Origin of the sequence: Pseudomonas sp. Irchel 3H9, assembly GCF_900187495.1 — a bacterium.
Taxonomy (GTDB): Bacteria; Pseudomonadota; Gammaproteobacteria; order Pseudomonadales; family Pseudomonadaceae; genus Aquipseudomonas; species Aquipseudomonas sivasensis.
Window position 1 is genome coordinate 36,157 of sequence record NZ_FYDK01000001.1, and the last position, 24,630, is coordinate 60,786.

Genomic DNA, 24,630 nt, shown 5'->3' on the forward strand with positions numbered 1-24,630 from the left:
ATGGGGTAAATACCTGTGGCGAGCCCGCTCGCCACAAGGGGGCGTAGGTTCGTCAGGGTTTACGAGCAATCCACGAATAAATCAACGTCTTCGCTTCCGCCGGGTGATGGGTTCTCCTGCGATAGCTGGCAAACGTCGGCGAGGTGCAGTAAGTGCATACCTCGCTCACGTCGATCTGCTCTCGCTTGATACCCGCCGCTTGCAGCAACAACAACCCATAGCCGCTCAAGTCAAACCATGCGCTACCTGCTTGCCTTGCATGGGGCGGGCTAATTTCCGGTGACCGCAGCGGTGCCGGTTGCTCCAAGCTCCACGGTGCCATGCAGTGTTGCCACAGGTGCCCCTGGTCAATCTGGAACTCGGCAATAAACCCTTCGCTCACCTCATAACAGCACGGCTTGATCGAAGGGCCGATAGCCACTTGCAACTGGTTGGCTGGTATCCCCTCGGCAGCAAAGCGCTGGATGACGTTGGCGATAATCCCGCGTTGCAGCCCCTTCCAACCGCCATGTACTGCGGCGACCCGTTCGCCCGTTTTCGATGCGAACAGAATGGGCAGGCAATCTGCGGTGATCACCGCGATCGGGTGAGCGTGGTGCGTCAACACACCATCGGCCTCGATCGTGTTGGGTACCTGGCCCGCCTGCCATTCAATCACTGAGGCGCTGTGCACTTGCTTGCAGATGAACACGTCATCCGGGCGCAGTGGGTCATCTATCGAACAGAAACCGTGGTCGATGCCAGGGATGGCAGCGAGATTTTCAGCCTGATGCAAGGGATCACCTCCGTTCAATAAAGTCAGTCGCCGAGCGCTTCGCCTTCGCGACGAGGGTCGGCGCCACCGCTCAGCGATACCTTGCCCTGGGCGTCCCGCTTGAGCACGATGGCCTGTATGCCGCTGGTCATGTCGATCTCGCTCAGTGCATGGCCCTTGTCCTTCAACGCCTGCTTCAGCCCTGGGCTGAACAAACCGGCCTCCAACTCGGTAGCGCCATTGCGACTGCCGAAGTTGGGCAGGCTGATGGCGGCTTGCGGGTCGAGGTTCCAGTCGAGCATGGCCACCAGGGATTTGCTCACGTACTCGATGATTTGGGAGCCGCCCGGCGAACCGACCGTGGCCAGCAACTCACCGCTCTCGCGGTCGAACACCAGGGTCGGCGCCATGGCCGAGCGCGGGCGTTTGCCGGGTTGTACGCGGTTGGCTACCGGCTGACCGTTTTCTTCGGGGATGAATGAGAAGTCGGTCATCTGGTTGTTGAGCAAAAAGCCCTGGACCATCACATGGGAGCCAAACGCGGCTTCCACCGTGGTGGTCATCGACACGGCGCCGCCCATGTCGTCCACGGCCACCACTTGGGAGGTGGAAATGCGCAGTGGCGAACGGTCCGGCGCGTAGGCCATTTGTATGCCCGCAGGCTGGCCTGGCTTGGCGATGCCCATGCTGCGCTCACCGATCAGCGCGGCGCGTTGGGCCAGGTAGTTGGGCGCGACAAGGCCGGCGGTCGGCACCGGCGTAAAGTCTGAATCAGCCAGGTACAGCGCGCGGTCGGCGAAGGCCAGGCGACCGGCTTCGGCGATCAGGTGCACGGCCTCGGGCGTCGGCTCAAACCCGGCAGGCAACGCGCTTTTTATCGGTGTCATCGGTGCGATAGCCAGGCGCGGGTCGCGGGCTTCCAGGGCCTGCAACGTACCAAGGATCTGCGCGACCGCAACCGCGCCTGACGACGGCGGCGGCATGCCACAGATTTTCCAGCGTTTGTAGTCGGTGCACAGCGGTTCGCGCTCCTTGGCGGCGTAACCCTTCAGGTCGGCCTGGGAGAGGCTGCCCGCATTGCGATTGCCCTGCACTTTGCGCGCAATTTCATCGGCAATTGGCCCGTGGTACAGCGCGTCAGGGCCCTCGTTGGCGATGCGCTTGAACACGGCGGCCAGCGCCGGGTTTTTCAGCAGCGTGCCGGTGGCTTTGGGTGTGCCATCGGCATTCAGAAAGTAGGCGGCCATCTCCGGCGATTGCGCAATAAATCGGTCAGCCGCGATCAGGCTGTGCAAGCGTGGTGAAATGGCGAATCCCTGTTCCGACAAACGAATCGCTGGCTCAAACAGCTCGGCCCATCGCAGTTGACCGGTCTTCTTATGGGCCATCTCCAGGGCGCGCAGCACACCGGGCGTACCCACCGAGCGCCCGCCAATCTGCGCGTCGGTGAAGGTCATCGGTGTGCCGTCGGCGTTCAGGAACAACCGCTCCGTCGCGCCTGCCGGCGCCGTTTCCCGACCGTCATAGGCGTGCACCTTTTTCCCGTCCCACAGCATGATGAACGCGCCGCCGCCAATGCCGGAGGATTGCGGCTCCACCAAGGTCAACACCGCCTGCATGGCGATCGCTGCATCAATCGCCGAACCGCCTTTGCGCAACATCTCGCGCCCGGCTTCGGCGGCCAGCGGGTTGGCGGCGGCGGCCATATGGCGTTCGGCGTGTTGAGTGGTCAGGTCGGTGCGATAGCCCGAGCCCAGCTCCGGTGCCGGCGGCTGTTCGTTGACCGGGGTGTGACAGGCCGCAAGGGCCAGGGCTGCGGCAATAACCGACAACTGACGGCGAGAAATCGAAAGCACGTGCTGAACTCCGTTCATTTTGAGAATGATCTGTTGTCCTTGGGGGCAGCGGTTTACAGGTGCGTCGCAGTGAGCACTCCGTGTGTGGGGAGGCTGGACACTAACAGTGGCAAAGGAGGGCGTCAAAAGCGGCCTACCCTGGGATAGGCCGTGTGGCTCAAGTGATCAGAAGTCCCAGCGGGTGGTCAGCATGAAGTGACGCGGCGCGCCGTAGATGGCGGAGTTATAGAAACCCACGTTGGTGTAGTAGTACTTATCGAATACGTTATTCAGGTTCAGCGTCGTCGACAGGTTTTTGGTGAATTGGTAGCGCGTCATCAAGTCCACCACCCAATAGGACTCCTGGGAAAACGCGTCCGTCGTTCCTTTGGGACCGTTGTAGATGTCCTGCCACACCGTGTTCTGCCAGCGCAGGCCACCGCCGACGCTGACTTTGTCCAGATCGCCCTTGAGCTTGTAGATGGTGAACATGCTCACCTGGTCCTCGGGCTCGAAAGTCGAGATTTTTTTGCCGGCATCGTCGCGCACCACTTTGTGGGTGTAGCCGCCCTGCAACTGCCAGCCGGGGGCGATTTCGCCGGACAGCTCCAGCTCATAGCCCTTGGTCGTCGCGTCGGTACCCTTGAAGGCAAAGTTGGGCGGGGTTGGGGTCTGGTTGTTGTATGCATCGTCGGGCAGGGAGCGGTTGCTTTCCTTGACTTCGAAGTACGCCAGGCTGGCGTTCAGGCGACCGTCGAGGAATTCGCCCTTGAGGCCCACTTCGTAGTTCTCGCCTTCGTCCGGGTCGATCAGCTTGCGGTTACGGTCGAGGTTGTAGCTTTCCTGGGGCATGAACACATCGGTGTAGCTGACATAGGCCGACAGGTTGTCCGTGAGGTCATAGATGGCCCCGGCATAGGGAATGAAGCGCCCGGTCTCTCGGTAGGTGTCAGTGGTGCCGGTCAGGGTGTAGTCGACCACGCGCCCGCCGAGCAACAGTTTCAGATCGTCGGTGAGGTTCCAGCGGGTGGTGACGTACATGCCGGTCTGGCGAATGGTGTCGTCGATGACTTGTGAGGCCACGCCCCAATCCGGCTTGGCCAGGTTGCCGTGCCAGTTGAAGTAGTCGACCAGGTTGGCGGTGGGGAAGGTTTCGTCCCAATAGCCCTTGCCCTTCCAGTGGGCGGTGCTGATGGAGCCGCCGACCACCAGGTCATGTTCGCGACCGAGGAAGTTGAACGGACCGCTGAGGTACAGGTCGGCGGAATCGCTGGTGGTCTCGCCTTTGTAGCGCTGGGCGTTAATGTCGGCAGTGCCATCCGCTGCCGGCTGGTAGAACTGGATCGCACCCATCTGGGCATCGTAGCCATTGAGCTTGTGGTCCAGTTGCAGCTTGGTGACCCAGCCGTCGCCGAGGTCGTGCTCCAGGTTCGCGAACACCGTGCGGGTGTATTGCTGCCAACTGCTCCAATCGGTGGCATTACTGAAAGACCGCTTGGCGTCGTTGAGCGCACCCGAATAGTTGAACAGCGGGAAACTTCCGGACCAGGTCGAACCTTTGGGTTTGCTGTCCTGATAATCGGCGCCCACGGTGAGCAGGGTGTCGGGCGATAGATCGAATTCGAGGATGCCGTAGAACACTGAGCTTTTGTTGGAGTAGCGGTCGATCCATGACTTGTTGTCCTGATATGCCGCTACCGCCCGCCCGCGCACATTGCCGGTTTCGGTCAGTGGGCCGCTGACGTCCACTTCCGTGCGGTAGTGATCCCAGGTGCCCGCCGCGGTGGTGATATGGCCGAGGAATTCCGACGTGGGTTTCTTGCGTACCAGGTTGATGGTGCCGCCCAGGGAACCGGCGCCGCTGAGCAGGCCAGAGGCGCCTTTGAGTACTTCGACACGGTCATAGATCGCCATGTCGCTCAGGGTGTTGCCAGCCGAATAGGCCACGTTGCGCACGGCCGAGGGGATGCCGTCGTACTGGAAATTGTTGATCGAGAAACCGCGCGAATAGTAGTTGCTGCGGTCGGTGTCGTAGGCCGAAACGGTGATACCGGGCGTGTGGCGCATCACGTCGTCAACGCTGTCGAGGGCGAAGTCATCCATGTGCTGGCGCGTGACGACGCTGATGGACTGTGGTGTTTCCCGGGGCGTCAGTACCAGGCGCGTAGCCGTGGCGATGGTCCCCGGGGTGTAGGAGCCAGTGCCTTCGGTGACGGTGCCCAGTTGGTTGCTGATCACCGTGGTGGTGCCCAGTTGCAAGGCCGCGCCGGGTTGTTCGGTGCGGTTCAGTATCACCGCGTTGGGGCCGTTGGGCTCGAAGCTCAGGGGCGTGCCTTTGAGCAGTTGGGCCAGCGCTTCCAGGGCGGTCATGCGGCCGCTGACGCCGGGCGATTCGACGCCCTGAGCGAGGTCCGCCGCGTAGGCAATTTGCAGCCCGCTCTGCACACTCAATTGATCCAGGGCATTGACCAGTGACTGACGCGCTATCGCGAAGCTGCGGGTGTCCGCCGCTTCGCGAGTGGCTGGCTGGCCTGCTGGCTCCACCGCAACCGCCGGGCTGCACGCCAGGCAGATGGCGAGCGCGAGCATGCTGCGGGCATGGGTCGGATTGAGTGTTGGAAAGTGCATGTGAGCCCCGTTAGAAATAGGAATGATTTGCAAAGGCAAAGTTCTTGACGGGTTGAACCTTCGAAAGCCGTAAAACTTTTCGAAGGTATCGGGGGCTCTGTGTCAGCGAATCACCAGGATGCCACCGGGCAGTCGCTGGGCGTGGGTGGACGTGACTTTACTCAACGCCTGTACGATCGCCAGGGGGTCGTCCAACTGGTAATTCCCGCTGACCCGCTCACCGGCGGCGGCATCGTTGAATAACAGGATCGGCGCCGGGTAGTAACGCTGGATCTCTTTCAGCACCTGCACCAATGGCGCGTTCTGGAATGACAGTCGCCCGTTGATCCAGGCCATCTGCCGTTCACTGCCTTCCAGGGACAGCGGTTGCAGTTGACCATCTCGTAGCTGTTGCCAGTTACCCGCCTGCAGCAGGCTCTGCTCGCCCTTGCGGTTGGCGAAGCGCACCTGGCCTTCGCGCACGGCGACAGTGACCTCCGAGTCTCGCTGGCTGACGCTGAATTGCGTGCCGACCACGGTCACGCTGGCCTCGTTGGTCTCGATGCTCAGTGGGCGTTTAGAGTCGTGGGCGGCCTCGACGTAGAGCTCGCCACGCAATAGCTTGATGCGCCGCTGGGCGCCGTCGAAGGTGGTGCTGATTGCGCTGTGGCTGCCCAGCACGATGTGAGAGCCATCTTCCAGGTCAAAGCGTTCCAGCTGCGCGACGTCGGTCATGTGATCGGCTTGCAGGCGCATCGGCACGTCGGCCATCCAACCGATGCCCAGTGCGAGCAACAGGGTCGCGGCGGCAGCCACAAAACGTGTCTTGGGAGGCTTGGCGGTTACCGGGGAAGAGGGCAACTCTAGGTCGACGGCGAGGTCTTTCAAGGCTTGTTCGAAGGCGCGGTTTTCCCACAGCGTCTCCACTTCGGCATAGGCGTTGGCGTGCAGGGGATCGGCCGCGCGCCACTGCTCAAAGCGCTGACGGGTGATGAGGTTGCGCGCACTTTCATCGCGCAGGGCGAACCAATCGGCCGCCTGCTCACGTACTGCATCGGGAATGACGGGACGGTCAATCATGGTAGGTCGTTTGCTTGACGCAGGTAGTGAGGGCTTGGCGCAGGTCTTTTTCCACCGTACTCAACGACACCTGCAGGCGCTGGGCGATCTCGCCTTGGGACAGGTCGTGCAGTCGATGCAATACCAGGATTTGTTGCTGGCGTTTGGGCAAGGTAGCGAGCACCTGTTGAAACCGCTGCAGTTGCTGCTGGCCCTGAGCCTGGCTCTCCGGTCCGGGTGCCATTGTGGGCACCTCGACAACCAGGCTTTCGGCCAAGTGGCACTCGTAGCGCCTTTTACTGCGCACACTGCGCAAATGATCAAAGGCCAGATACTGCGCAGTTTGATAAAGAAACGGCTTCAAGTGTTCGATCGGGCGGGTGTACAGCGCCTTAGCTACCTTCAGATAGGTTTCCTGGGCCAAGTCCTCCGCCTGGCTCGAACAGCCGACGACGCGCGACAGCATACGGATTAACGCACTGCGCTGCCCGATGAAAACGGCGCTGAGTTTTTCCTGATCCCCTGGCGTCCCTGTCTCCATGGCCCCTGATACCTTGATGCTGCATTGCGCGGATAGCGGGCATACTAATGAGAAGCTGTCTCATTTGATAGGGTGATGGAAGATTTGTTTGTCGACGCGTCAGCCCAGTCGCAACACCATCGCCCCGGCGGCAATGATGCACGCGGCCACGATGCGGGCGCGGGTCAACTGCTCTTTGAGCACCAGCGCCGAGATCACCACGCCAAACAGAATCGAGGTCTCCCTGAGCGCCGCAACCGTGGCAATGGGGGCCGCGGTCATAGCCCACAGCGCCAGGCCATAGGACGCGACGGTACCGAAGCCACCTATCACGCCAGGGCGCCAGTGACGCGCCAGATAGCGGCTGAATTCGCGTCGACGGCGGGCCAATGCCCATGCGCCGAGTGGGATGCCGGTCAACAGGAATATCCACAACGTGTAGGCCGCCGGGGCGCCGGATTTGCGCACACCTATTCCGTCGATGAGGGTGTAGCCCGCGATGACAGCCGCGTTAAGCAGCGCAAGGAGTATCCCTTTACGCTGACCGGCTGAAGGGGCTGCTGCCATGCTCAAAATACCGATGCAGATCACGGCAATGCCGAGCCAGGCAAATGCGGACAAGGATTCGGACAGCAGCCCTAAGCTCGCCGTCGCCACCAGCAACGGCGCGGTGCCCCGCATGATCGGGTAGGTCTGGCTCATGTCCGCAACGCGGTAGGTCGAGGCGACCAGTACGAAATACAGCACCTGGAATATCACCGACGCGCCGATGAAGGGCCAGCTTTGCGTCGCAGGCACTGCCAGGAACGGAATGACCGCCAGCGCGATCAGTGAAGCGAAGGACGCGATCATGCACGTGGTCAGCAGCTTGTCGTCACCCCCCTTGACCACTGCATTCCACGTGGCATGCAGCGCAGCGCCCAGCATGATGATTACGAACACATCAAGGCTCATGAAGGGATGTCCTGTGGGGTTCAGCGCCGCGTCGTGGAGGTAGACCGTTGCGAGTATGCCTCAGCACTTTTCTACAGGCATAAAAAAACGGCCTACCTTTCGGTAAGCCGTTTTTAGTACTTGGTGGCTACACAGGGACTTGAACCCCGGACCCCAGCATTATGAATGCTATGCTCTAACCAACTGAGCTATGTAGCCAAGTGGCGCGCATTATTCGCGCAGAACGGGAATGCGTCAAGCATTTTTATTAAGAATTTTTCTACGCTTTCAATTGTTTATCGAAAATGGTCGTGTTGGCTGGCCGTAGGCGGCGTCTGCACAGGTATGGGGATGGGCAACGTGCGGATGATTGCCGTGGGATTGCTCGGGCGGATGTTTGGTTTTACCGGGATGGCGGCGCTGCTGGGACACCTGGCGGATGCTCATGACATCAAGTGGGTTTACACACTGGGCTCGGTCTTTGCGCTGTTTGGGAGGTTGGCGCTCTTTCTTGCGCGCATGCAAGAGGCCTGATTCGGTTGGGCAAATATCCCTGTCGCCCAACGTTTGGCTAGTCAGCCAGATTTAAGGTTGAAAAGGGTTGTGGGTGGCGCGCTTGAGCTGTTCGCGTGCACGCGACAGACGGGAGCGAACGGTGCCGATAGGGATGTCCAATACGTTGGCCGTATCCTGGTAACTGCCGTCGGTTTCCAGCGAGGCGTACATCGTCTTTCGCATTTCCGTCGGCAAGTGGTCGATGGCGCTCAACGTGTTCTCCAAGCGGCGGTTGATCTCGAATTCCCAATCCAGGTTGTTGGTTTCCTCGTGGCCATGCCACAACGACTCATCAAATTCGCAATGTACGGGTTTGGCGTACATGCGCCTGAAGTGATTGCGGATCAGGTTCTGTGCGATGCCGCACATCCAGGTGCTAAGCGAAGCATTCCCGCAGAATCGCTCGCGGTTGCGCCAGGCTTCCAGGTAAGTGAGTTGCAGAAGATCATCCGCATCTTCCGGATTGAGTACGCGCTTGTGAATGAAACGTTTGAGTTTTTTTTGCTGGTCGTCTGTCAGGTGAAGCATGAATTGAGGTGAGCTGCCAACGAGCTGAGCTAAAGCTCCGATAGGGATATTCATGATTTTTTTCCTTAGGGTAGACGCAGTCGAGCGGGAGTCGACAGCACCCTTTTGCACTCCCTGTGCCAAAAGAAAAAAATCGTAAGTTATTGATTTATTTATATAAATATTTTGAATTGTGACGATTTCACGCAGTACTTTGCATGGAGCACGGAAGGCTCGTGCAAATTTTTTCACACGCTGTGTGCGATCAGATTTCGATGGAACCGTATGCATAGGCACTGCCACAGAGGGACACACTCTCTCCCTGTACTGGCGTGCCCATGAAAGTTGAATCCAACAACGATGTGCAAACAATCCGCCCCTTGGATCAAGCGGTTACCAGCCCCTCCTCAGTGCCTGTGCCCGCGAAGGGCGTTGATGAGATGGGACATATTTTCAATCAGGAGGTGGAGCTCAACAGCCGGGCGCTGAGCGGGCGGAAGATGGGGTTGCGTGTGTCCCCGGTTGAGCAGCTTGTGCAGCTTTATAATCAGTTGGGCCATCCGGCCCAGAAGAGCATGGCTTCCATTTCACGAAGCATCATTGAGCAGTTGCGCAAGAGCGTCAGTACTGAGGAATTGGTCAGCCTCGCGGGAGGTGACCCAGCACGTGCGTTCGTAGTGCTCAACTACGTGACGGCCCAGGCAGACAGCGAAGTGCGTCCGTCCGAGGCTGCATTGGCACGCGATGCCATTGCCCAGCTGCAACTCCGGTTCAAAGGGGAAATTCAGGCAGGCCTGAACATTGCTACGGCGTTGCAGGCAGCTGTGGCCGACCCGCATGAGCGCCAGAAACTGCGCCAGCTTTACTACGCCAGTGTGGTCACGCGCCAGTCCTTGGCAACCATGATGCAGGCTTTGCTGGGTGATTACAGTGGTGAGCGGTTTCGCGACGTGCTCAACGCGATGCGTAAGGCCTTGGCGGATGATCTGGCGGCCCTGGTGTCGTCAATGCCCACACCTTTGTTGCGCACTTTGCTGCTGGGTCTGCAAAGCTGCGGGCAGTTGAGCGCGGTGTTATCCGGTTGTCACACGTTGATCCAGCGTTTGAGTATTGAGCATGACGCCGTGAGCTTGCTGCAACGCATACTGGGGTACGCCGGCGGCGGTATCTCTGTCGATGAAATGCTGCGGTTGGGAAACGATTTGGGTGGCGGTCCGGTTGACCGACAAATGGCATCCCTCAATGCGCTCTACCCGCTGTTTCAGCAGTTGCCTTTGGCCTTGTGGCCCGACAAGCGGGTCCGTCAGGAGTCCCTGCAGATTCTTTTGACGCTGATCGGTGAGTTGGACCGAGCCGTGCGTGGCCCCTTACGGTTTGCCGGTGAGCCGAGGCCCATGACGTGACGGCTGTGTCAGCCGTCAACCGTATATTGCTCAAAGTGGCACAGCGCGCCGAAGTGTTGGGCGCTGTGGTGGTCATGGCCATCGTATTTATCTTTATCGTGCCGCTGCCCACCTGGCTGGTGGACATTCTGATTGCCCTCAATATCTGCATATCGTGCCTGTTGATCGTTCTTGCGCTCTACCTGCCGGGCCCCCTGGCATTTTCGTCCTTCCCGTCGATCCTGTTGTTGACCACCATGTTTCGATTGGCACTGTCGATTGCAACCACGCGTTTGATCCTGCTGGAGCAAGACGCCGGCGACATCGTCGAGGCCTTCGGCAATTTCGTGGTGGGAGGCAACTTGGCGGTGGGGATGGTGATTTTCCTGATCCTTACCCTGGTCAACTTCCTGGTGATCACCAAGGGCTCGGAGCGGGTTGCCGAGGTTGCGGCGCGGTTCAGTCTGGATGCCATGCCGGGCAAGCAGATGTCCATCGACAGCGACTTGCGTGCCGGTCTGATTGACGGCGCGCAAGCACGAGACAAGCGGGAGCAGTTGTCTCGTGAGAGCCAATTGTTCGGCGCCATGGATGGGGCCATGAAGTTCGTCAAGGGTGATGCCATCGCGGGGTTAATCATCGTTGTGGTCAACCTCTTGGGCGGCTTCTCTACGGGCATGTTTCAGCACGGTTTGAGTGCGGCTGATTCGATGGCGTTGTATTCGGTCCTGACCATCGGCGATGGCCTGATTGCGCAGATTCCGGCGCTGCTGATCTCCCTGACTGCCGGCATGATCATCACCCGTGTTGCACCGGAGGGGCGCAAGGGCGTCAGCAACATGGGCGCTGAAATCGCCCGGCAAATGACCAGCGAGCCCAAGAGCTGGATGATCGCTTCGGTGGGGATGCTCGCGTTTGCGATAGTGCCCGGCATGCCTACCGGGGTATTTGTCTTTATTTCGCTCATAACCGGCAGCCTTGGGTATTACCTGATGCGCCAGCGTCAACGACAAGCGCAACCCGCGTCCGAAACCAGCGAAGCCTTGCGTCCTGAGGAGAACGGAAAAGAGGACTTGCGCGGGTTCGACCCGTCTCGCCCCTACCTGTTGCAGTTTCCGCCAGTTTTGCGTGGAACGCCGGAGGTGATGGAGCTGATTCACGGGATCCGCCAGTCTCGAAATGCTCTGGTTGCCAACATCGGCCTGACACTGCCGCCCTTCGAAGTCGAACTCGATGACTCGCTGGCCATCGACGAGATGCGTTTTTGTGTGCATGAAGTGCCGATGGTCAAGGCGTCGGTTGTCAGCCTGCTTGCCGTTGATCGTAACGCGTTGAAGGGTGAGCATGAGCACGGAGTACGGGGGCTGGCTGAGCGTGATGAGCAGGAATGGATCTGGCTGGAGCCGGATGATCCATTGCTTGATGATCCGCAATTGGAGCGTTTCACAGCGACAAGCCTGATCCTTGAACGCATGAAGCAGGCCATGATGCTCAGTGGGCCTCAGTTCCTGGGGATCCAGGAGAGCAAGTCGATCCTCAGTTGGCTGGAGCACAACCAGCCGGAACTGGTGCAGGAACTGCAGCGAATCATGCCGCTGTCACGGTTCTCGGCAGTGTTGCAACGCCTCGCCAGCGAAGGGGTACCGCTGCGGGCTGTGCGACTGATCGTCGAATCGCTGATCGAGTACGGCCAGCATGAGCGTGAGCCGGAAGCATTGGCTGACTATGCGCGAATTGCACTCAAGGCGCAGATCTTCCACCAGTACAGCGAGGCCGACGGTCTGCATGCCTGGCTGCTGTCACCACACACTGAAAACATCCTGCGTGAAGCATTGCGACAGACTCAGACGGGTGTGTTTTTCGCGCTTGACGACGACAACAGCGCCGCGTTGATCAACCTGCTCAATCAAGCTTTTAGTTTGAGGGCCAAGAGCAAGAGCGTGATGTTGGTGGCGCAGGACCTGCGCAGCCCCTTGCGGACCTTGCTGTTGGAAGAGTTCAACCATGTCCCGGTGCTGTCGTTTGCCGAGTTAGGGAGTACCTCAAAGGTCAAAGTGCTGGGGCGCATCGACCTGGGCCAGGACGAACTGATGCGTGGTGCGGTGGCATGAGTACTTGGCCATGGCCAGCGTGGAGGTTTTGAAGATGTTTGAGCTACGTGTGCTTGACGGGCTGCGCCAGGGCGCTGCGTTGCCGTTGTTTGGGGAGCAGTGGAGCATTGGTTCCCATGCGGACGCTGACCTGGTTTTAAACGATCCGGGCGTAGTCGATCAGCATGCGCGCTTGCGGTTTATGGACGCCGAGTGGTTGGTGCAGGCCGAAGCGGGGTTGCTGCAGGGGCCTGAGGGGCAGCTACTGGCTCAGATCGCGAACCTGGAGCTGAACTCACCGTTTTCAATGGGGGGCGTGCGCCTGTGTGTCACCTTGGCCGAGCAGCCCTGGCCCCCGGTAGCAGCACCAGTGGCAGCACCTGAACCGGCACTGATACCGACCGAAAATGCGCCGGAGTGGGAGCTGAAGTTATCGTCGATCTCCCACTCGCAGCAAAAGCGTTTGATCAGCCTGGTGTTAGTGCTGGCGGTCATCATCATTGTGGTTGGCATGGTTTCCACTGGGGAGCGCGAGGCACAGGCGTCCTTGAAGGCTCCTGTGGTTCAAAAGCACGAATTGGCATCGCCCTTCGAGGTGCGCCAGCAGTTGCTGAAGATGCTCAGCGAGCGGGAGTTGGGTCAGCGCGTCAGCTTGCAAGTGATCAATGGCCAGGTCGCGCTCAATGGCGATGTCTCCCAGGACGAAGTGGAACTGGTGACGCGCATGCTCAGCCGTTTTGGTGAGCAGTTCGACAGCTCGGTGCCGGTGATCAGCCGTGTGCGTGTGCGTGATAACGCACTTCCATTCAGGATTGTTCAAATTGTCGGAGGGCCGAACGGTCACGTTCTCTTGGAGGAGGGCATTCGACTGTTTCTTGGGGACGAAGTGGAAGGGTTGCGACTGGTGCAGATCGATAACGGCAAGGTGGTTTTCGATGGCGAGCAGCGTTACGAGGTGCGCTGGTGAGTGAAGATATGCAGGCACGTCTCCACGCCTGGCAGCAGCGCCAGGCCCAATCACTGATCAGCTTTGCTCCGGTGACGATGCGTGGCCGAATCCAACGCGTCAACGGCATGCTGCTGCAGTGTCGGCTGCCCCACGCGCGCATCGGTGACTTGTGCCAAGTGGAAAAAAATCCAGGCGACTCCATGCTCGCCGAAATCATTGGTTTCGATCAGCAGGACGCGGTGCTCAGTGCCCTGGGAAATTTGGAAGGCGTACGGGTAGGTGCCAGCGTGGAGCGCCTTGGGGTATCGCACCGTGTGCGCGTCAGCGAGGCACTGTTGGGCCAAGTGTTGGATGGGTTCGGACGGCCGATTACAGGGCAGGGCGTGAGTGCGTTTGTCGAGACTGACTTACCGGATACCAGCGCGGTGTTGTGTGAAGCGCCATTGCCCACCGAGCGACCGAGGATCAGCCGGGCGCTGGCTACCGGCGTGCGTTCGATTGATGGGTTGTTGACGCTTGGCGAAGGTCAGCGTGTCGGTCTATTCGCTGGTGCGGGCTGCGGCAAGACCACTTTGCTGGCCGAAATCGCCCGTAACGTGGAGTGCGATGTCATCGTCTTCGGCCTGATCGGTGAGCGGGGGCGGGAGCTGCGCGAGTTTCTCGACCATGAACTGGATGAGCAACTACGTGCCAAAGCCGTGCTGGTGTGCGCTACCTCCGACCGATCCAGCATGGAGCGCGCCCGTGCCGCGTTCACGGCCACGGCGTTGGCCGAGGGGTTCCGGCGCAAGGGGCAGCGGGTATTGCTGCTGATTGATTCGTTGACTCGTTTTGCCAGGGCGCAGCGCGAAATCGGCCTGGCTGCCGGTGAGCCCTTGGGGCGTGGAGGTTTGCCGCCGTCGGTGTACAGCTTGTTACCACGGTTGGTGGAGCGCGCCGGGTTGACCCGTGAGGGCGTGATTACCGCGATCTATACCGTGCTGATTGAGCAGGACTCGATGAATGATCCGGTCGCTGATGAGGTTCGCTCGCTACTCGACGGGCATATCGTGCTGTCGCGCAAATTAGCCGAGCGTGGGCATTACCCGGCGGTGGATGTACTGGCAAGTCTTTCGCGGATATTGAGCAACGTCGCGCAACCCATGGATATCCAGGCGGGTACGGCATTGCGTCGTTTGTTGTCGGCGTACCAGCAGATCGAACTGATGCTCAAATTGGGGGAGTACCAACCAGGCAGCGATCCTCTGACCGATTTGGCGGTGGACAGTCGTCAGGCGGTCGATGGCTTCCTGCGCCAGGATCTGCGTGAGCCGACACCCATGCAAACGACACTGGAGCAACTCAAGGATCTGACCACTCATGTCCCCTTCTGATGTGCACCTTGGTGAAGTCGAAATGCTGCGGCGCCTGCGCAGGCATAGGGCTGACCGGGCCGAGCGCGCCCTGCGTGAGGCGAAGCGAGCCCAGCAGGCCCTGCTCGCACATATCCAGCGGGCTCAGGATGCGCTTGAACAAACGCGGCAAGAGGAAGCCCGCAAGAGTGCTCAATTGTTCAGTCAACATCAGGGTCAGGTGCTGAGCCTGAAGGCTCTGAAATCGTGGGGTGCGAAGGAGCGATCCCTCTCTGCTAGCACCCAGCGGGACATGGGCCAGTTGGAGGCGTTACGCAGCCAGCAGGGTGAAAGAGAAAGTCGCGTTGGCAGCGCCCAGAAGCAGGTCACCGAGTGCCTGCGGCAGGTAGAAAAACTTCAGGAATTGTCCCGTTTACTTGCTGAGGAACCGACATGACCCAGGTTTCAAATAAACCCACGGAGCGCCCACGTCCCCGTGAGCCACGCGAAGATGTTGAGCCACGCGCGACAGGAGGTGTGCCTCTGGAACTCGGGCGAGTGTTCGCCCAACTTTTTACCGACGACGGTAATGCTTCTGGGGCGGGGGCTTCCTTGTCCAGCAAGAAGGCGTCGTCTGACATTGCCATGATCGTGGCACTGACCGAGCAACTGGCGCCTCGTGTGCAGCTCGCTTCGCATTGGCCGTTGCAGGCGGTTTTGTACTTGCCTCGCTTGGGGCGAATCAACGCCAGCGTGCGCCGTGAGCAGGGGGGCTGGGCGATCGAGTTGGAGGCGGAACAGGACGCTACGGCGCGCTGGCTCAGTGGCGTACGCCAGCAGTGTGAGGGTCGGCTCGCTGGAGAGCTGGGCCTTGCGGTGAGCCTGCGTCTGCCCGCCGTCGGTTGCGCATGCTGATGCCGGCGCTGACAGTTCCCTTGATGAATGGCGATACGGTTGCCGCCCGCCGTCGATTGGGGCGCGGGCTAAGCCTGCCGTTTCAGGTTGCCGGGCAGGCCGGCGAGTTGCGGCTTGAGCCGGGGCATGCGTCTGCTGGCGGTGGCAAGCCTGTGTGCTTTGAGACGGCGTGTGGTGTGCTGGCGCTCGATGAAGCAGGGCCGTTGCTCAGCCTGATGAGTGAGTGCCCGATGACCTTGGCCCAGTTTGGCAACGATCCGGATTCCTGGTTCTGGGCGTTGTATCAGTACCACCTGAGCCCCGAGATACGGTCGTTGCTGGGTTATGTGCGCTTGCTGGAAACGGATCGCCCCACGGAGTTTGGCTGTCGGCTCAGCGTGACCCTGGGGGGCTCCCGGGTCGGCGGTTACGTTTGGCTGAACTGTGAAAGCTTTCTGGCCTTGTGTGAGGCCGGACCGTGGCGTGCCATTGCTGCGCCGATGCCGGCGTCTTTTCAACTGGCCATTGCCGTCACCCTCGGGTGCATGAAGTTACCAATTGCACAACTACGCAGCCTGCGCACCGGTGATGTGTTGGTGTTTGAGCAGAGTTTTTTCCAAGCTCAGGGCACCGGTTATGTACAGGCTGGCAGGCAGCGGCTGCATGGCTGCATTGACGACGACACCAGGCAGTTGTGTCTGACTGTTACATCTATCGAGGACACGTCTGTGGACGAAGATTTTGCACCCCCCCACCACTCGGGACATGAGGAAGAGGAGCCCGTGATGGATGTATTCGGCAATGAGCCGTTCGATGAGTTAAGCATGGCACTGAACGTACGCTGCGGAACACTGAACCTGACGTTGGGTGAACTGCGTAACCTCGCGCCCGGCTCGGTGCTGGGCATTGCCGGTTATGCTCCCGGTATGGCCGGTCTGTATTACGGCGATCGGCCCATTGGCGTGGGCCAGTTGGTGGAAGTCGACGGGCGCCTGGGGTTGCAGTTGTCCCGTGTGATGTTCGGCCCATGACGCTTCAGGGGATAGACCCCCTTATCCTGGCGGTATTTCTGGGGGCATTGGCGTTGATGCCCATGCTGCTGATCATCTGCACATCGTTTTTGAAGATCGTCATTGTGCTGATGATCACCCGCAACGCTATCGGTGTGCAGCAGGTGCCGCCAAGCATGGCCATCAATGGTATTGCGCTGGCGGCCACGCTGTTCATCATGGCGCCGGTTGGCTATGAGATTGCCGAGAGCGTCAAGGTCTCACCCCTGGACATGAGTAACGTGCAAACGTTTCTGCAGACGGGCAGTGAGGCCATCCAACCGTTGCGCGCATTTATGCTGCGCAATGTGGATGCAGATGTATTGACGCATCTGCAGGAAAACACCACGCGCCTGTGGCCTGAGCAAATGGCGCGGGAGGTGCAGCGCGAAGACCTGATCCTGCTGATTCCGGCGTTCGTACTGTCGCAACTGCAGGCAGGGTTCGAGATCGGCTTCCTGATCTACATTCCCTTCATCGTGATCGACCTGATTGTCTCCAACCTGCTGCTGGCACTGGGCATGCAAATGGTCTCGCCAATGACCATTTCCCTGCCACTCAAATTGCTGTTGTTCGTGCTGGTGTCCGGCTGGTCGCGGTTGCTCGACAGCTTGTTCCTTTCCTATCTATGAGTGGCGTATGGAACCGATCGTGCTGTTCAAGCAGGGCATGTTGCTGGTGGTGGTGCTGTCGGCGCCACCGTTGATTGTGGCTGTGGTGGTGGGGGTGCTGACATCCCTGGTGCAAGCACTGATGCAGATCCAGGACCAGACGCTGCCGTTTGGCATCAAGCTGGTGGCGGTAGGGATCACATTGATCCTGACGGGACGCTGGATTGGCGTGGAGTTGATCCAACTGATCAATTTGACCTTCGACATGATTGGCCGCTCGGCCCTGAACTGAGGTCTCGCCTGTGTTGCTCTATCTCGACTACCTGCCCAGCCTGGTCATCGGCATGGCACGTATCTACCCCTGTTGCATCCTGGTGGCTGCGTTCTGTTTCCAGCATATACGCGGCATGCTCAGGCACGTCCTTGTGATGGTCATGGCGCTGATGCCGGCGCCGGGCATTCACGCAATGTTGGAGGGCCAGGACTACTCGGCGATGATACTCGCGGCGCTGATAATCAAGGAGGTAGCGCTGGGTTTGTTGCTGGGGGTGCTGCTGGCGATGCCGTTCTGGATGTTCGAAGCGGTGGGCGCGCTATTGGATAACCAGCGCGGGGCCTTGGCGGGTGGTCAGCTCAATCCTTCACTGGGTCCGGACGCCACACCGATTGGACATCTGTTCAAGCAATTGGCGATTTTTCTATTGATGGTGACGTTGGGCTTAGGCGCATTGACCCAGGTGATCTGGGACAGTTACCTGATCTGGCCACCCACCGTGTGGTTTCCACTCCCTGCACCGAATGGCATGAGCGTATTCCTCGGCCTGCTTGGGGACACCTTCATGCATATGATGCTCTACGCAGCGCCCTTTATTGCGGTGCTGCTGTTGCTGGAGTTCGGCATTGCGCTGCTGGGGGTCTACAGCCAGCAGTTACAGGTGAGTACGCTGGCACCTCCCGTGAAGTGTCTGGCGGGTATCGGTATTCTGCTGTTGTACTTTGCGCTGCTGCAGGACCTGATCGTTGGACGTATGAGCCAGTTGGGTGATCTGAAACACTCGCTGGGCCTTTTATTTAAGGCCTCAATGCCATGAGTGATTCGGGGGAAAAAAAGCACCCGGCTTCAGCCAAGAAATTGCGCGATCAGCGTAAAAAAGGCCAGGTTGCTCAAAGTCAGGATGTGGCCAAGTTGCTGGTGCTGGCCGCCATCAGTGAAATTGCCTTATTCACCGCCGAGAGTAGCTTGCAGCGTTTCCAGCAATTGATGGTGTTGCCGATCTCACGTCTTGATCAGCCCTTTGTGCGGGCGCTGGAAGAAGTGCTGTTTGAAGGCTTGGTGGTGTTTTTCTCATTCGGCCTGTTGATGGCCGGCGTAGCGATTGCCACCAAGCTGATCAGCAGTTGGATGCAATTCGGTCTGCTGTTTGCCCCGGAAACACTGAAGCTCGATTTCAATCGCCTCAACCCGATCAGTCAATTCAAGCAATTTTTTTCTGCCCAGTCGCTAATGACGCTGTTGATGAGCATCGTCAAAGCCGTGCTTTTGGGTGTGATCGTGTATGTAGTGGTCTGGCCTTCTCTTGGGGCGTTGATCAACCTTGCCAACAGCGATCTGCAAAGTTACCTCCTGGCACTGATCGCATTGTTCCGCTACCTGCTGCATGCCTGTCTTGGGCTATTGCTGATACTGGCAATTCTCGACTTTACATTGCAGAAGCACTTCTTCGCCAAGCGCATGCGCATGACGCAAGTCGAGGTTGTCAAAGAGTACAAGGACATGGAAGGCGACCCCCATGTGAAGGGCCAACGTCGTGCATTGGCGCAGCAATTGGCCCAGGAAGAACCGAAGGTCAAGCTGCCCAAGCTGGAAGAGGCCGATATGTTGGTGGTCAACCCGACCCACTTTGCAGTCGCCTTGTATTACCGCCCCGGCACGACGCCGCTGCCGTTGTTGGTGAGCAAAGGTACGGATGCCGTGGCCCGCCAATTAATTGCGCAGGCGAAGGCCGCCGAGGTGCCGGTCATCCAATGTGTATGGCTGGCCCGGTTGCTCTACACAAAGGAGTTGGGCGCAAGCATTCCCCGTGAAACCTTGCAGGCTGTGGCGCTGATCTACCGCACCTTGCGTGAACTCGATGATGAAGCCAAACGCGAAACCTTGGAGTTGCCAGAGTTGGAGCGGCGCTGATCAGCGACCGGAACTTGTGTCCAAGGCTTCGAGATTGGCCAGCGATAGCATCCGGCTGAGGATCCTGTCGAGCGCGCTACGCGGTGCGGACAGTGCGTGCCAGATCACCAAGGTGTGTTGGGCGTCGAGGTAGATAAAACAGCCATCAAATACGACGGCCTGCTCAAAGCGCCGCTCCAGCATCCGCTGCAATTGCCCGGCCTGCAACGCTTCACGCGCCACCTGCAACGCCAGCCCCGAACGCTTGCCTGCGTGCAGTGCACAGGCCGTGATACCGGGAGCGAGTGCCAGGTGAGCGGCAGCGCCGCTCACCAGGTTGTCCAGAAATACCTGGCGTTGAGTGTCGGGCATTTCTTGGAGACTCACCGTTCCAGCGAGATGGTCTGGTAGTCCGCCCGTTCCCCGGCGGGGCCAGGCTCGGCGCGCATCTGAGGTGGCCACCAGATCACCATCTTGTCTTTGCTCGATTGAGGGCGTGAGCAGGAGTCGCCCTTGCAGGTGGGCGTGCAGCCGGCGACGAGCAGTGCCGTGCCGATCAGGGTGACGCACAATAGGCGATGTTTCATGGTGTGGCCTTCGGAGCAGGAGTGATCAAGGAGGGGCGGGGCACGCTGAGGTGTTCATCCTTCACCACTGGGCGCATGGCGATAAATACCTCGGCTTCTTCACCCGGCTTCAGCCAGGCGCGCGGCCACACGCTCACAGCCAGGGTCTGCGGCGTGCTGCACTCATTTTCGTCAATACGGGCATAGCGCTTGGACTGGTTGCTCAGCACTACCACCGCCACGTTGTAATCCGGGCCGGTGTACCACTGGCTGCGTTCGGTGTTCAGTGCCAGGATGTCGCGGGTGCTGCACAAGGTGTTCAGCCCCAGTGGCATTGGCGCAGACTTGAAGCCCTTGGGGATTTCACCACTGACCATATGCGCCAGTGTGCTGATGATATCGCTGCGCTTTATCACGGGCGGGTGAGGGGCATCGCGCCTGGCCAGAGGTGCAAGGGCCGCTTGCAATTCGACCTGGTCCGCCTGGGGCAGGTAGCGTGAAGGGTCTGCTTGATCGCCAATGACGCGCGGAGTGAGGATGAACAAGCGTTCACGCCGGTTGTTCTGCCGTTCGGTCGACGAAAACAGCGCCTTGCCTATGAATGGAATATCTCCCAGCAAGGGCACCTTGTTGCGCTGGTCGCTGCTTTCGGTGACGTGGAAGCCTCCGACCACCAGCGAGCGTTTTTCCTCCATGACCGCCTGGGTGCTGACCTTGCCTCGGCGCACATCCAGATTGCCGGGGGACGGGTTGGTTTCGTCGAAATTACCGTCTTCAATATCCACCGCCAGGTGGATCTGGTGACCGCCACGGCTGGTGATGACACGGGGAACAACCTGGAAACTGGTGCCCACAGTGACCGGTAAAATGGTGGCGTTCTCTCGACCCGGTGTCAGGTATTGGGTGCGATTGAAGTCAATTACCGCCGGTTGGTTTTCCAGCGTGAGAACGGAGGGGTTGGACACCATGCTTGCCAACCCTTTGGCTTCCAGCGCGCGTATATCCGCGTAGAAGCGCTCGCGGTTTTCAATCGACAGCTGCGACGAAGTGCCCGGAGCCATATTGACGCCGCCGCGGAACCGACTGTTCTGAAAGCCCCAGTTCACCCCGAACTCTCGCAATTGCGTGCGCTCGATATCGAGAATAATCGCGTCGATTTCCACCAGCTTGCGCGCGACATCGAGTTGGGTGATCAGCTCGCGGTACATGGCCAGGCGTTCAGGCAGGTCGTAAATCAGCACGGCGTTGTTGCGCACATCAGCTTCAACGCGAATTCGGCTGCCAGGCGCCGCAGCGCGCGGTGTGAGTGTGGGGGGAGCGTCCAACGGCGCGGTATGGCCGTTTGCACCCAGCATTTGCCCCAGCAACGGGTTGCCCAATCTTGGGATGTTCGGCACGAGGGGCGCAGGCTGTGACGTGGAGCCCTGATTCAGTCGATTGAGGGTCGAGTTGGCGCGAGGCTCCAGTAACCCTCGCAAAATGCTCGCCACCCCCGGAATGTTGAGTTTCTCGCCGCGATAATCCACTTGCCGGTCCGTTGCATTGGCAAACTTGAGCGGGAAGCTCAACACACTCTGTTTTTCATCCGGCGAACGACGCTGACTGCTGAACTGTTTGATTTGCTCGATATAGCGACGAGGGCCAGATACGAGTACTACGCCGTCTTCTGGTAACTCACCCCAACCGAAGCGGCTATCGAGCAAGCCGATATCCGTGAGCGCTTGCTTGAGATCGGCAATGGTCTCGGAAGAAACTTCCAGGCGCGCAGACTCTTGCTGGTCCAGCGTGCTGATATAGAGGGTGTTGTTGTACATGTACCACTGGAAACGGTGTTCCACCCCCAACCTGTCGAGCATCGATTGCGGGGTGTTAGCGCGGATCTTGCCATTGACGTTGCCCTCCAACAGCCCCTCGACTTGCAGTTGAGTACCAAAGGCTTGAGCGAAATCGACGAGCACGTCACGCAAGGGCTTATGTTCTGCCTCATAAGCGTAAGCGGTGTTTTTCCAATCGGAAGGGATGGCGGCCAATGCGGTGTGTGCCGGGATCAGCAGCCAGGAAAGCAGAATAGCGTTACGCCAGGGAAATTCTTTGGGCGAAGCACGGCGTAAGCGACTGTGCTCATGGTTCTTGTTATGCATTGTCGGTTCTCGGGTTAGTACGACAGTGAGCGTAGCGAGGTGGGTTTGAGGTTTTGAGTCGGGCGAGCAAAGCGCGCGACTGTGGCGCGCCAGGTGTCGCGTTGGTTCAGCAGGGCCTCAAGGCAACCGAGCACGTAAGCCTCTCCCTGCCCAACTGGCAGTTTCTGAATCAGCCATAACGCGCCGCTGTCAGCTTTTTGAGCCAGTGCGCCATGGAAATGATTCAGGCTGGCCGCGCCCAGGCGCATCCAGTGCTGCAAGGTGGTGGTGTCTGCGCGGATTGAGGTCAGTTGAGCGCTAAGTAACAAAGCGTCTCCCTGACGTTTCAGCATGATTTGGTCATCACCCTCAAACAAACTGAGTTGTTCTCTACAGCCACTTAACCAATCACGAACTAGCGATTGCATGTTATTGGAAACTCTCAAAAGTACTTTTGAGCAACATATGCGAAACGCGGTTATGTTCCAGATACGCCATTTGGGAAAGTGTGTTCTTGACGGCAAGTTCATAGAATAATTCAGCGTCAGCCCCATCTTTAGAACCGTTGCTTGAACTCTGCTTATACAGCTTGTGGGCAATACTGCTGCTTCTTGAAAGTTCTTGTGAAAGATTGTTGGAAAGACTCATGGGCGTTCCTTTGTCTTGGGTGGACGTGCATGGGGGGATCAATTGTTGTTAAGTAGCGTTGTGCAGGACGCCAGGCGGATGCAATTAAATGTCTATCCGGTATTCCTTTGCTTGATTGAAAAAAGCATCGAGCATCGAGTGCCAGCTAATACGGAAATCACCCTCATCGGTTTTCAATACAAGGGTCTGCGCAGGGATTGTTTCGTCGGGCTGGAGCTTCCAGAGTGTTGCCTGTTGATTGGCGAGGCACTGTTTTATCTCCTCAATGTCCTGTGGGTGACAGAGCAGCGAGGCGTTGATCTCATGAATCTGGTTTGCCAGTAGTTGCCTCAGAAGGGCGGCCAGCCGCTCGGGGGGCACCGTGTCGTCAAGCAGGCAGCGAATCGCCTGGTTGGTGATTGATGTTGCATACACCTCCAGGTTGTCACACATCGCTTGACGGTCACGCTCCCAGCGCTTGAGTTGGGCGTCTGCGCGTTGCCAGACATCCAGGGACGCCTTTTCCAGCAGCATTTCGCATCGCTTCTCTGCCTGGATTACCAGTTCATCAGCCTGTGCCTTGGCGCGACTGATGAGTTGGTTAGCGTGTGCCCAGTTTGCAAGCTCTTCCCGGGGGATCAGGCAACGTGGCAATTCCGAAGCATCCTTGAGCAACTCAATGGTGTGTCGGCATAACATCGCTGTTTTCCTTACGCGTTCGGGTCAGGTGACAGGGGGGCGTTTGCCAATGTCGTCACGCGCCAGACTACGGCTTGCCATAGCGTGTTCAGTCGACTGCTTGCGTTTTCGAGTGAGACGGTACTTTTCTCAACCGCCTGTACGCGGTTACGGGGGAATCTCAGTCGAAGGCGCCGCCAGGTCTCGGGCTCTACCCAGCTGGAGAGCAATTGCAATGGATCAGCATCGCGCGACAGCATGGTAGGGGGCAGCGCCTTGGATAAACGCATGCACCACAGGTGCTGACTCTCGCTCAACGGCGTCGCCGCTTCAGGATTGAACGTGTCGTGAACCAGTGTCAGCGCCAGGTTGAGTTGTTCCGTTGAAGCAAGGGCCAAGCGAAGTACCGTCGGTTGAGGGGCAGGAGGCAAGCACGCAACAATGCCAGTGAGGTCGTCCGGCGCGGACCGCCTGTTGCGATAAAGCACGTTAATTGCGGGGTACTTGTCGCCCCTCCAGTCCTCGTGGGCGTGCCTCCAGGGGAACGCCCACCATTGAGCCCAGGCCAGATGTTCACTCATGGAGTGATCCAGCTCAGGTGTCATGAGAGGTGCCATCCTGTTCGTGGGCTATGCGCGGCTCTTGCGGAGGATGTTGGCGGCGGCTGAACAGGAATAGCCCGGCAACCAAGGAGGACGCCACGCCAAGCAATACCGCGATAACACTGCCTCGCCAAAACCCAAGATCATCGCTTGGCACCAGGAAAGGGCCGAAATACACCAGCCGCTGCTGCTCCTGGTAGGTGGTGGCAGGTACAAAGATCACGCTGAGTTTTTGCAGGTTATCCACTGCAGTGGTCATGCCTGGAATGCTGCTCGCCACCATCCTGCGAACGCGCGCGCGAATGTTATCGGGATCCAGCCGTGGGTCATGCTTAATGAATACTGACGCTGAAGCGGGCTGGACTGGTTCCCCCGGTGCGATGCGTTCGGGCAATACCACGTGCACCCGGGCAATAATTACCCCGTCAATGTTGGATAAGGTGGCTTCAAGCTCCTGGGATAAGGCGTAGATATAGCGTGCTCGTTCTTCCAGTGGAGTGGAAATAACCCCTTCCTTGCGAAAGGTATCGCCCAACGTGGTTCGTGCCACTCTAGGTAATCCTGCGGCTTCCAATGTACGTACGGCACGCCCGATATCGGCGGTGTTAACCGCCACGACGACACCGTCTTTGGACGGGATTTTTTGGGCGCGAATATGTTTGTCTGCCAATTCCGCTACCACTTCATTGGCTTCTTGCTCAGAAAGCTGTCGATGAAGTTCAACGCGGTCGCTGCAACCGTTTAGCATGAATGCAAAAGTCAGAAGTAGGGCGGCAGGCAGGTATTTAGTCATGTTC

At 58.9% G+C, this 24,630-nt stretch carries 26 protein-coding genes, 1 tRNA gene and 1 pseudogene; 12 read left to right on the forward strand and 16 right to left on the reverse strand.

Translation table 11 applies throughout. The features are described from left to right. Positions 1-52: 52 nt before the first annotated feature. The 7 genes from pgeF to CKW32_RS00200 all read right to left on the reverse strand — a co-directional run bounded on the left by pgeF (position 53) and on the right by CKW32_RS00200 (position 7,927). Positions 53-775: a peptidoglycan editing factor PgeF gene (pgeF, locus tag CKW32_RS00170; RefSeq protein WP_095183756.1), complete on the reverse strand. Its 723-nt coding sequence runs from the start codon at positions 773-775 to the stop codon at positions 53-55. Positions 776-798: 23 nt separating this feature from the next. Next, the gene (gene ggt / locus CKW32_RS00175) at positions 799-2,628 is read right to left on the reverse strand and encodes a gamma-glutamyltransferase (RefSeq protein WP_095183757.1); all 1,830 of its coding nucleotides are present in this window, start codon (positions 2,626-2,628) and stop codon (positions 799-801) included. 147 nt (positions 2,629-2,775) lie between these two features. After that, the gene (locus tag CKW32_RS00180; protein WP_081797674.1) at positions 2,776-5,217 is read right to left on the reverse strand and encodes a TonB-dependent siderophore receptor; all 2,442 of its coding nucleotides are present in this window, start codon (positions 5,215-5,217) and stop codon (positions 2,776-2,778) included. 102 nt (positions 5,218-5,319) lie between these two features. Continuing rightward, the gene (locus CKW32_RS00185) at positions 5,320-6,276 is read right to left on the reverse strand and encodes a FecR domain-containing protein (RefSeq protein ID WP_095183758.1); all 957 of its coding nucleotides are present in this window, start codon (positions 6,274-6,276) and stop codon (positions 5,320-5,322) included. After that, the gene (locus CKW32_RS00190; RefSeq protein WP_095183759.1) at positions 6,269-6,796 is read right to left on the reverse strand and encodes an RNA polymerase sigma factor; all 528 of its coding nucleotides are present in this window, start codon (positions 6,794-6,796) and stop codon (positions 6,269-6,271) included. Before CKW32_RS00190 ends, CKW32_RS00185 begins: the two co-directional genes overlap by 8 nt. Before the next feature lie 99 nt (positions 6,797-6,895). Further along, positions 6,896-7,729, reverse strand: coding sequence for an EamA family transporter (locus CKW32_RS00195; protein ID WP_032886081.1), 834 nt, complete (start codon positions 7,727-7,729; stop codon positions 6,896-6,898). 121 nt (positions 7,730-7,850) lie between these two features. Beyond that, positions 7,851-7,927: transfer RNA gene (locus tag CKW32_RS00200), tRNA-Met, on the reverse strand. 135 nt (positions 7,928-8,062) lie between these two features. On the opposite strand from CKW32_RS00200, the pseudogene CKW32_RS28410 reads away from it, so the two are divergent. Next, positions 8,063-8,242: pseudogene (locus tag CKW32_RS28410) on the forward strand (MFS transporter); the annotation flags it as partial. Between the two features lie 51 nt (positions 8,243-8,293). Here the strand turns inward: CKW32_RS28410 and CKW32_RS00210 are convergent. Continuing rightward, on the reverse strand, positions 8,294-8,845 hold the full coding sequence (locus tag CKW32_RS00210; RefSeq protein ID WP_032886085.1) for an RNA polymerase sigma factor: 552 nt from the start codon (positions 8,843-8,845) through the stop codon (positions 8,294-8,296). A gap of 263 nt (positions 8,846-9,108) precedes the next feature. On the opposite strand from CKW32_RS00210, the gene CKW32_RS00215 reads away from it, so the two are divergent. From CKW32_RS00215 to sctU, 11 genes are all read left to right on the forward strand, one after another. Further along, positions 9,109-10,173, forward strand: coding sequence for a TyeA family type III secretion system gatekeeper subunit (locus CKW32_RS00215; protein WP_095183761.1), 1,065 nt, complete (start codon positions 9,109-9,111; stop codon positions 10,171-10,173). Next, on the forward strand, positions 10,170-12,263 hold the full coding sequence (sctV, locus tag CKW32_RS00220) for a type III secretion system export apparatus subunit SctV (RefSeq protein WP_095183762.1): 2,094 nt from the start codon (positions 10,170-10,172) through the stop codon (positions 12,261-12,263). Before CKW32_RS00215 ends, sctV begins: the two co-directional genes overlap by 4 nt. A gap of 34 nt (positions 12,264-12,297) precedes the next feature. After that, a complete protein-coding gene (locus CKW32_RS00225; RefSeq protein WP_032886478.1) occupies positions 12,298-13,209 on the forward strand; it encodes an FHA domain-containing protein in 912 nt (303 codons plus the stop codon). Next, positions 13,206-14,564, forward strand: coding sequence for a FliI/YscN family ATPase (locus CKW32_RS00230; RefSeq protein WP_032886089.1), 1,359 nt, complete (start codon positions 13,206-13,208; stop codon positions 14,562-14,564). The genes CKW32_RS00225 and CKW32_RS00230 overlap by 4 nt, the downstream gene beginning before the upstream one ends. Further along, positions 14,551-14,979: a YscO family type III secretion system apparatus protein gene (locus tag CKW32_RS00235; RefSeq protein WP_032886091.1), complete on the forward strand. Its 429-nt coding sequence runs from the start codon at positions 14,551-14,553 to the stop codon at positions 14,977-14,979. The genes CKW32_RS00230 and CKW32_RS00235 overlap by 14 nt, the downstream gene beginning before the upstream one ends. A 101-nt stretch (positions 14,980-15,080) precedes the next feature. Further along, a complete protein-coding gene (locus CKW32_RS00240) occupies positions 15,081-15,437 on the forward strand; it encodes a type III secretion system HrpP C-terminal domain-containing protein (protein WP_371853973.1) in 357 nt (118 codons plus the stop codon). After that, complete coding sequence (locus CKW32_RS00245; RefSeq protein WP_095183764.1) at positions 15,431-16,447, forward strand: FliM/FliN family flagellar motor switch protein; 1,017 nt, start codon at positions 15,431-15,433, stop codon at positions 16,445-16,447. Before CKW32_RS00240 ends, CKW32_RS00245 begins: the two co-directional genes overlap by 7 nt. Next, positions 16,444-17,097 carry a type III secretion system export apparatus subunit SctR gene (gene sctR, locus CKW32_RS00250; protein ID WP_032886095.1) on the forward strand — a complete coding sequence of 218 codons (654 nt, stop codon included), beginning with the start codon at positions 16,444-16,446 and terminating at the stop codon, positions 17,095-17,097. The genes CKW32_RS00245 and sctR overlap by 4 nt, the downstream gene beginning before the upstream one ends. Before the next feature lie 7 nt (positions 17,098-17,104). Beyond that, positions 17,105-17,368, forward strand: coding sequence for a type III secretion system export apparatus subunit SctS (sctS, locus tag CKW32_RS00255; protein WP_032886096.1), 264 nt, complete (start codon positions 17,105-17,107; stop codon positions 17,366-17,368). A gap of 10 nt (positions 17,369-17,378) precedes the next feature. Continuing rightward, on the forward strand, positions 17,379-18,167 hold the full coding sequence (gene sctT, locus CKW32_RS00260; RefSeq protein WP_095183765.1) for a type III secretion system export apparatus subunit SctT: 789 nt from the start codon (positions 17,379-17,381) through the stop codon (positions 18,165-18,167). After that, the gene (gene sctU / locus CKW32_RS00265) at positions 18,164-19,261 is read left to right on the forward strand and encodes a type III secretion system export apparatus subunit SctU (protein ID WP_095183766.1); all 1,098 of its coding nucleotides are present in this window, start codon (positions 18,164-18,166) and stop codon (positions 19,259-19,261) included. Before sctT ends, sctU begins: the two co-directional genes overlap by 4 nt. On the opposite strand, the gene CKW32_RS00270 is transcribed toward sctU, so the two are convergent. From CKW32_RS00270 to sctJ, 8 genes are all read right to left on the reverse strand, one after another. Then, a complete protein-coding gene (locus tag CKW32_RS00270) occupies positions 19,262-19,612 on the reverse strand; it encodes a hypothetical protein (RefSeq protein WP_032886099.1) in 351 nt (116 codons plus the stop codon). It abuts the gene before it with no gap. An 11-nt stretch (positions 19,613-19,623) separates the two neighbouring features. Next, on the reverse strand, positions 19,624-19,827 hold the full coding sequence (gene hrpT, locus CKW32_RS00275; RefSeq protein WP_095183767.1) for an HrpT family type III secretion system protein: 204 nt from the start codon (positions 19,825-19,827) through the stop codon (positions 19,624-19,626). After that, positions 19,824-21,947 (reverse strand): type III secretion system outer membrane ring subunit SctC, encoded by a 2,124-nt coding sequence (gene sctC, locus CKW32_RS00280; RefSeq protein ID WP_032886101.1) that lies wholly within the window; start codon positions 21,945-21,947, stop codon positions 19,824-19,826. The genes hrpT and sctC overlap by 4 nt, the downstream gene beginning before the upstream one ends. A gap of 14 nt (positions 21,948-21,961) precedes the next feature. Continuing rightward, the gene (locus tag CKW32_RS00285) at positions 21,962-22,279 is read right to left on the reverse strand and encodes a type III secretion protein (RefSeq protein WP_256226246.1); all 318 of its coding nucleotides are present in this window, start codon (positions 22,277-22,279) and stop codon (positions 21,962-21,964) included. Between the two features lie 76 nt (positions 22,280-22,355). Next, positions 22,356-22,574, reverse strand: a complete 219-nt coding sequence (locus CKW32_RS00290; protein ID WP_032886104.1) for a hypothetical protein — start codon at positions 22,572-22,574, stop codon at positions 22,356-22,358. An 84-nt stretch (positions 22,575-22,658) separates the two neighbouring features. Beyond that, positions 22,659-23,252, reverse strand: coding sequence for a type III secretion system stator protein SctL (sctL, locus tag CKW32_RS00295; protein WP_095183768.1), 594 nt, complete (start codon positions 23,250-23,252; stop codon positions 22,659-22,661). Positions 23,253-23,263: 11 nt separating this feature from the next. Next, on the reverse strand, positions 23,264-23,812 hold the full coding sequence (locus CKW32_RS00300) for a type III secretion protein (RefSeq protein ID WP_095184307.1): 549 nt from the start codon (positions 23,810-23,812) through the stop codon (positions 23,264-23,266). Positions 23,813-23,825: 13 nt separating this feature from the next. Continuing rightward, positions 23,826-24,626, reverse strand: a complete 801-nt coding sequence (gene sctJ, locus CKW32_RS00305; RefSeq protein WP_032886108.1) for a type III secretion system inner membrane ring lipoprotein SctJ — start codon at positions 24,624-24,626, stop codon at positions 23,826-23,828. Positions 24,627-24,630: the final 4 nt, after the last annotated feature.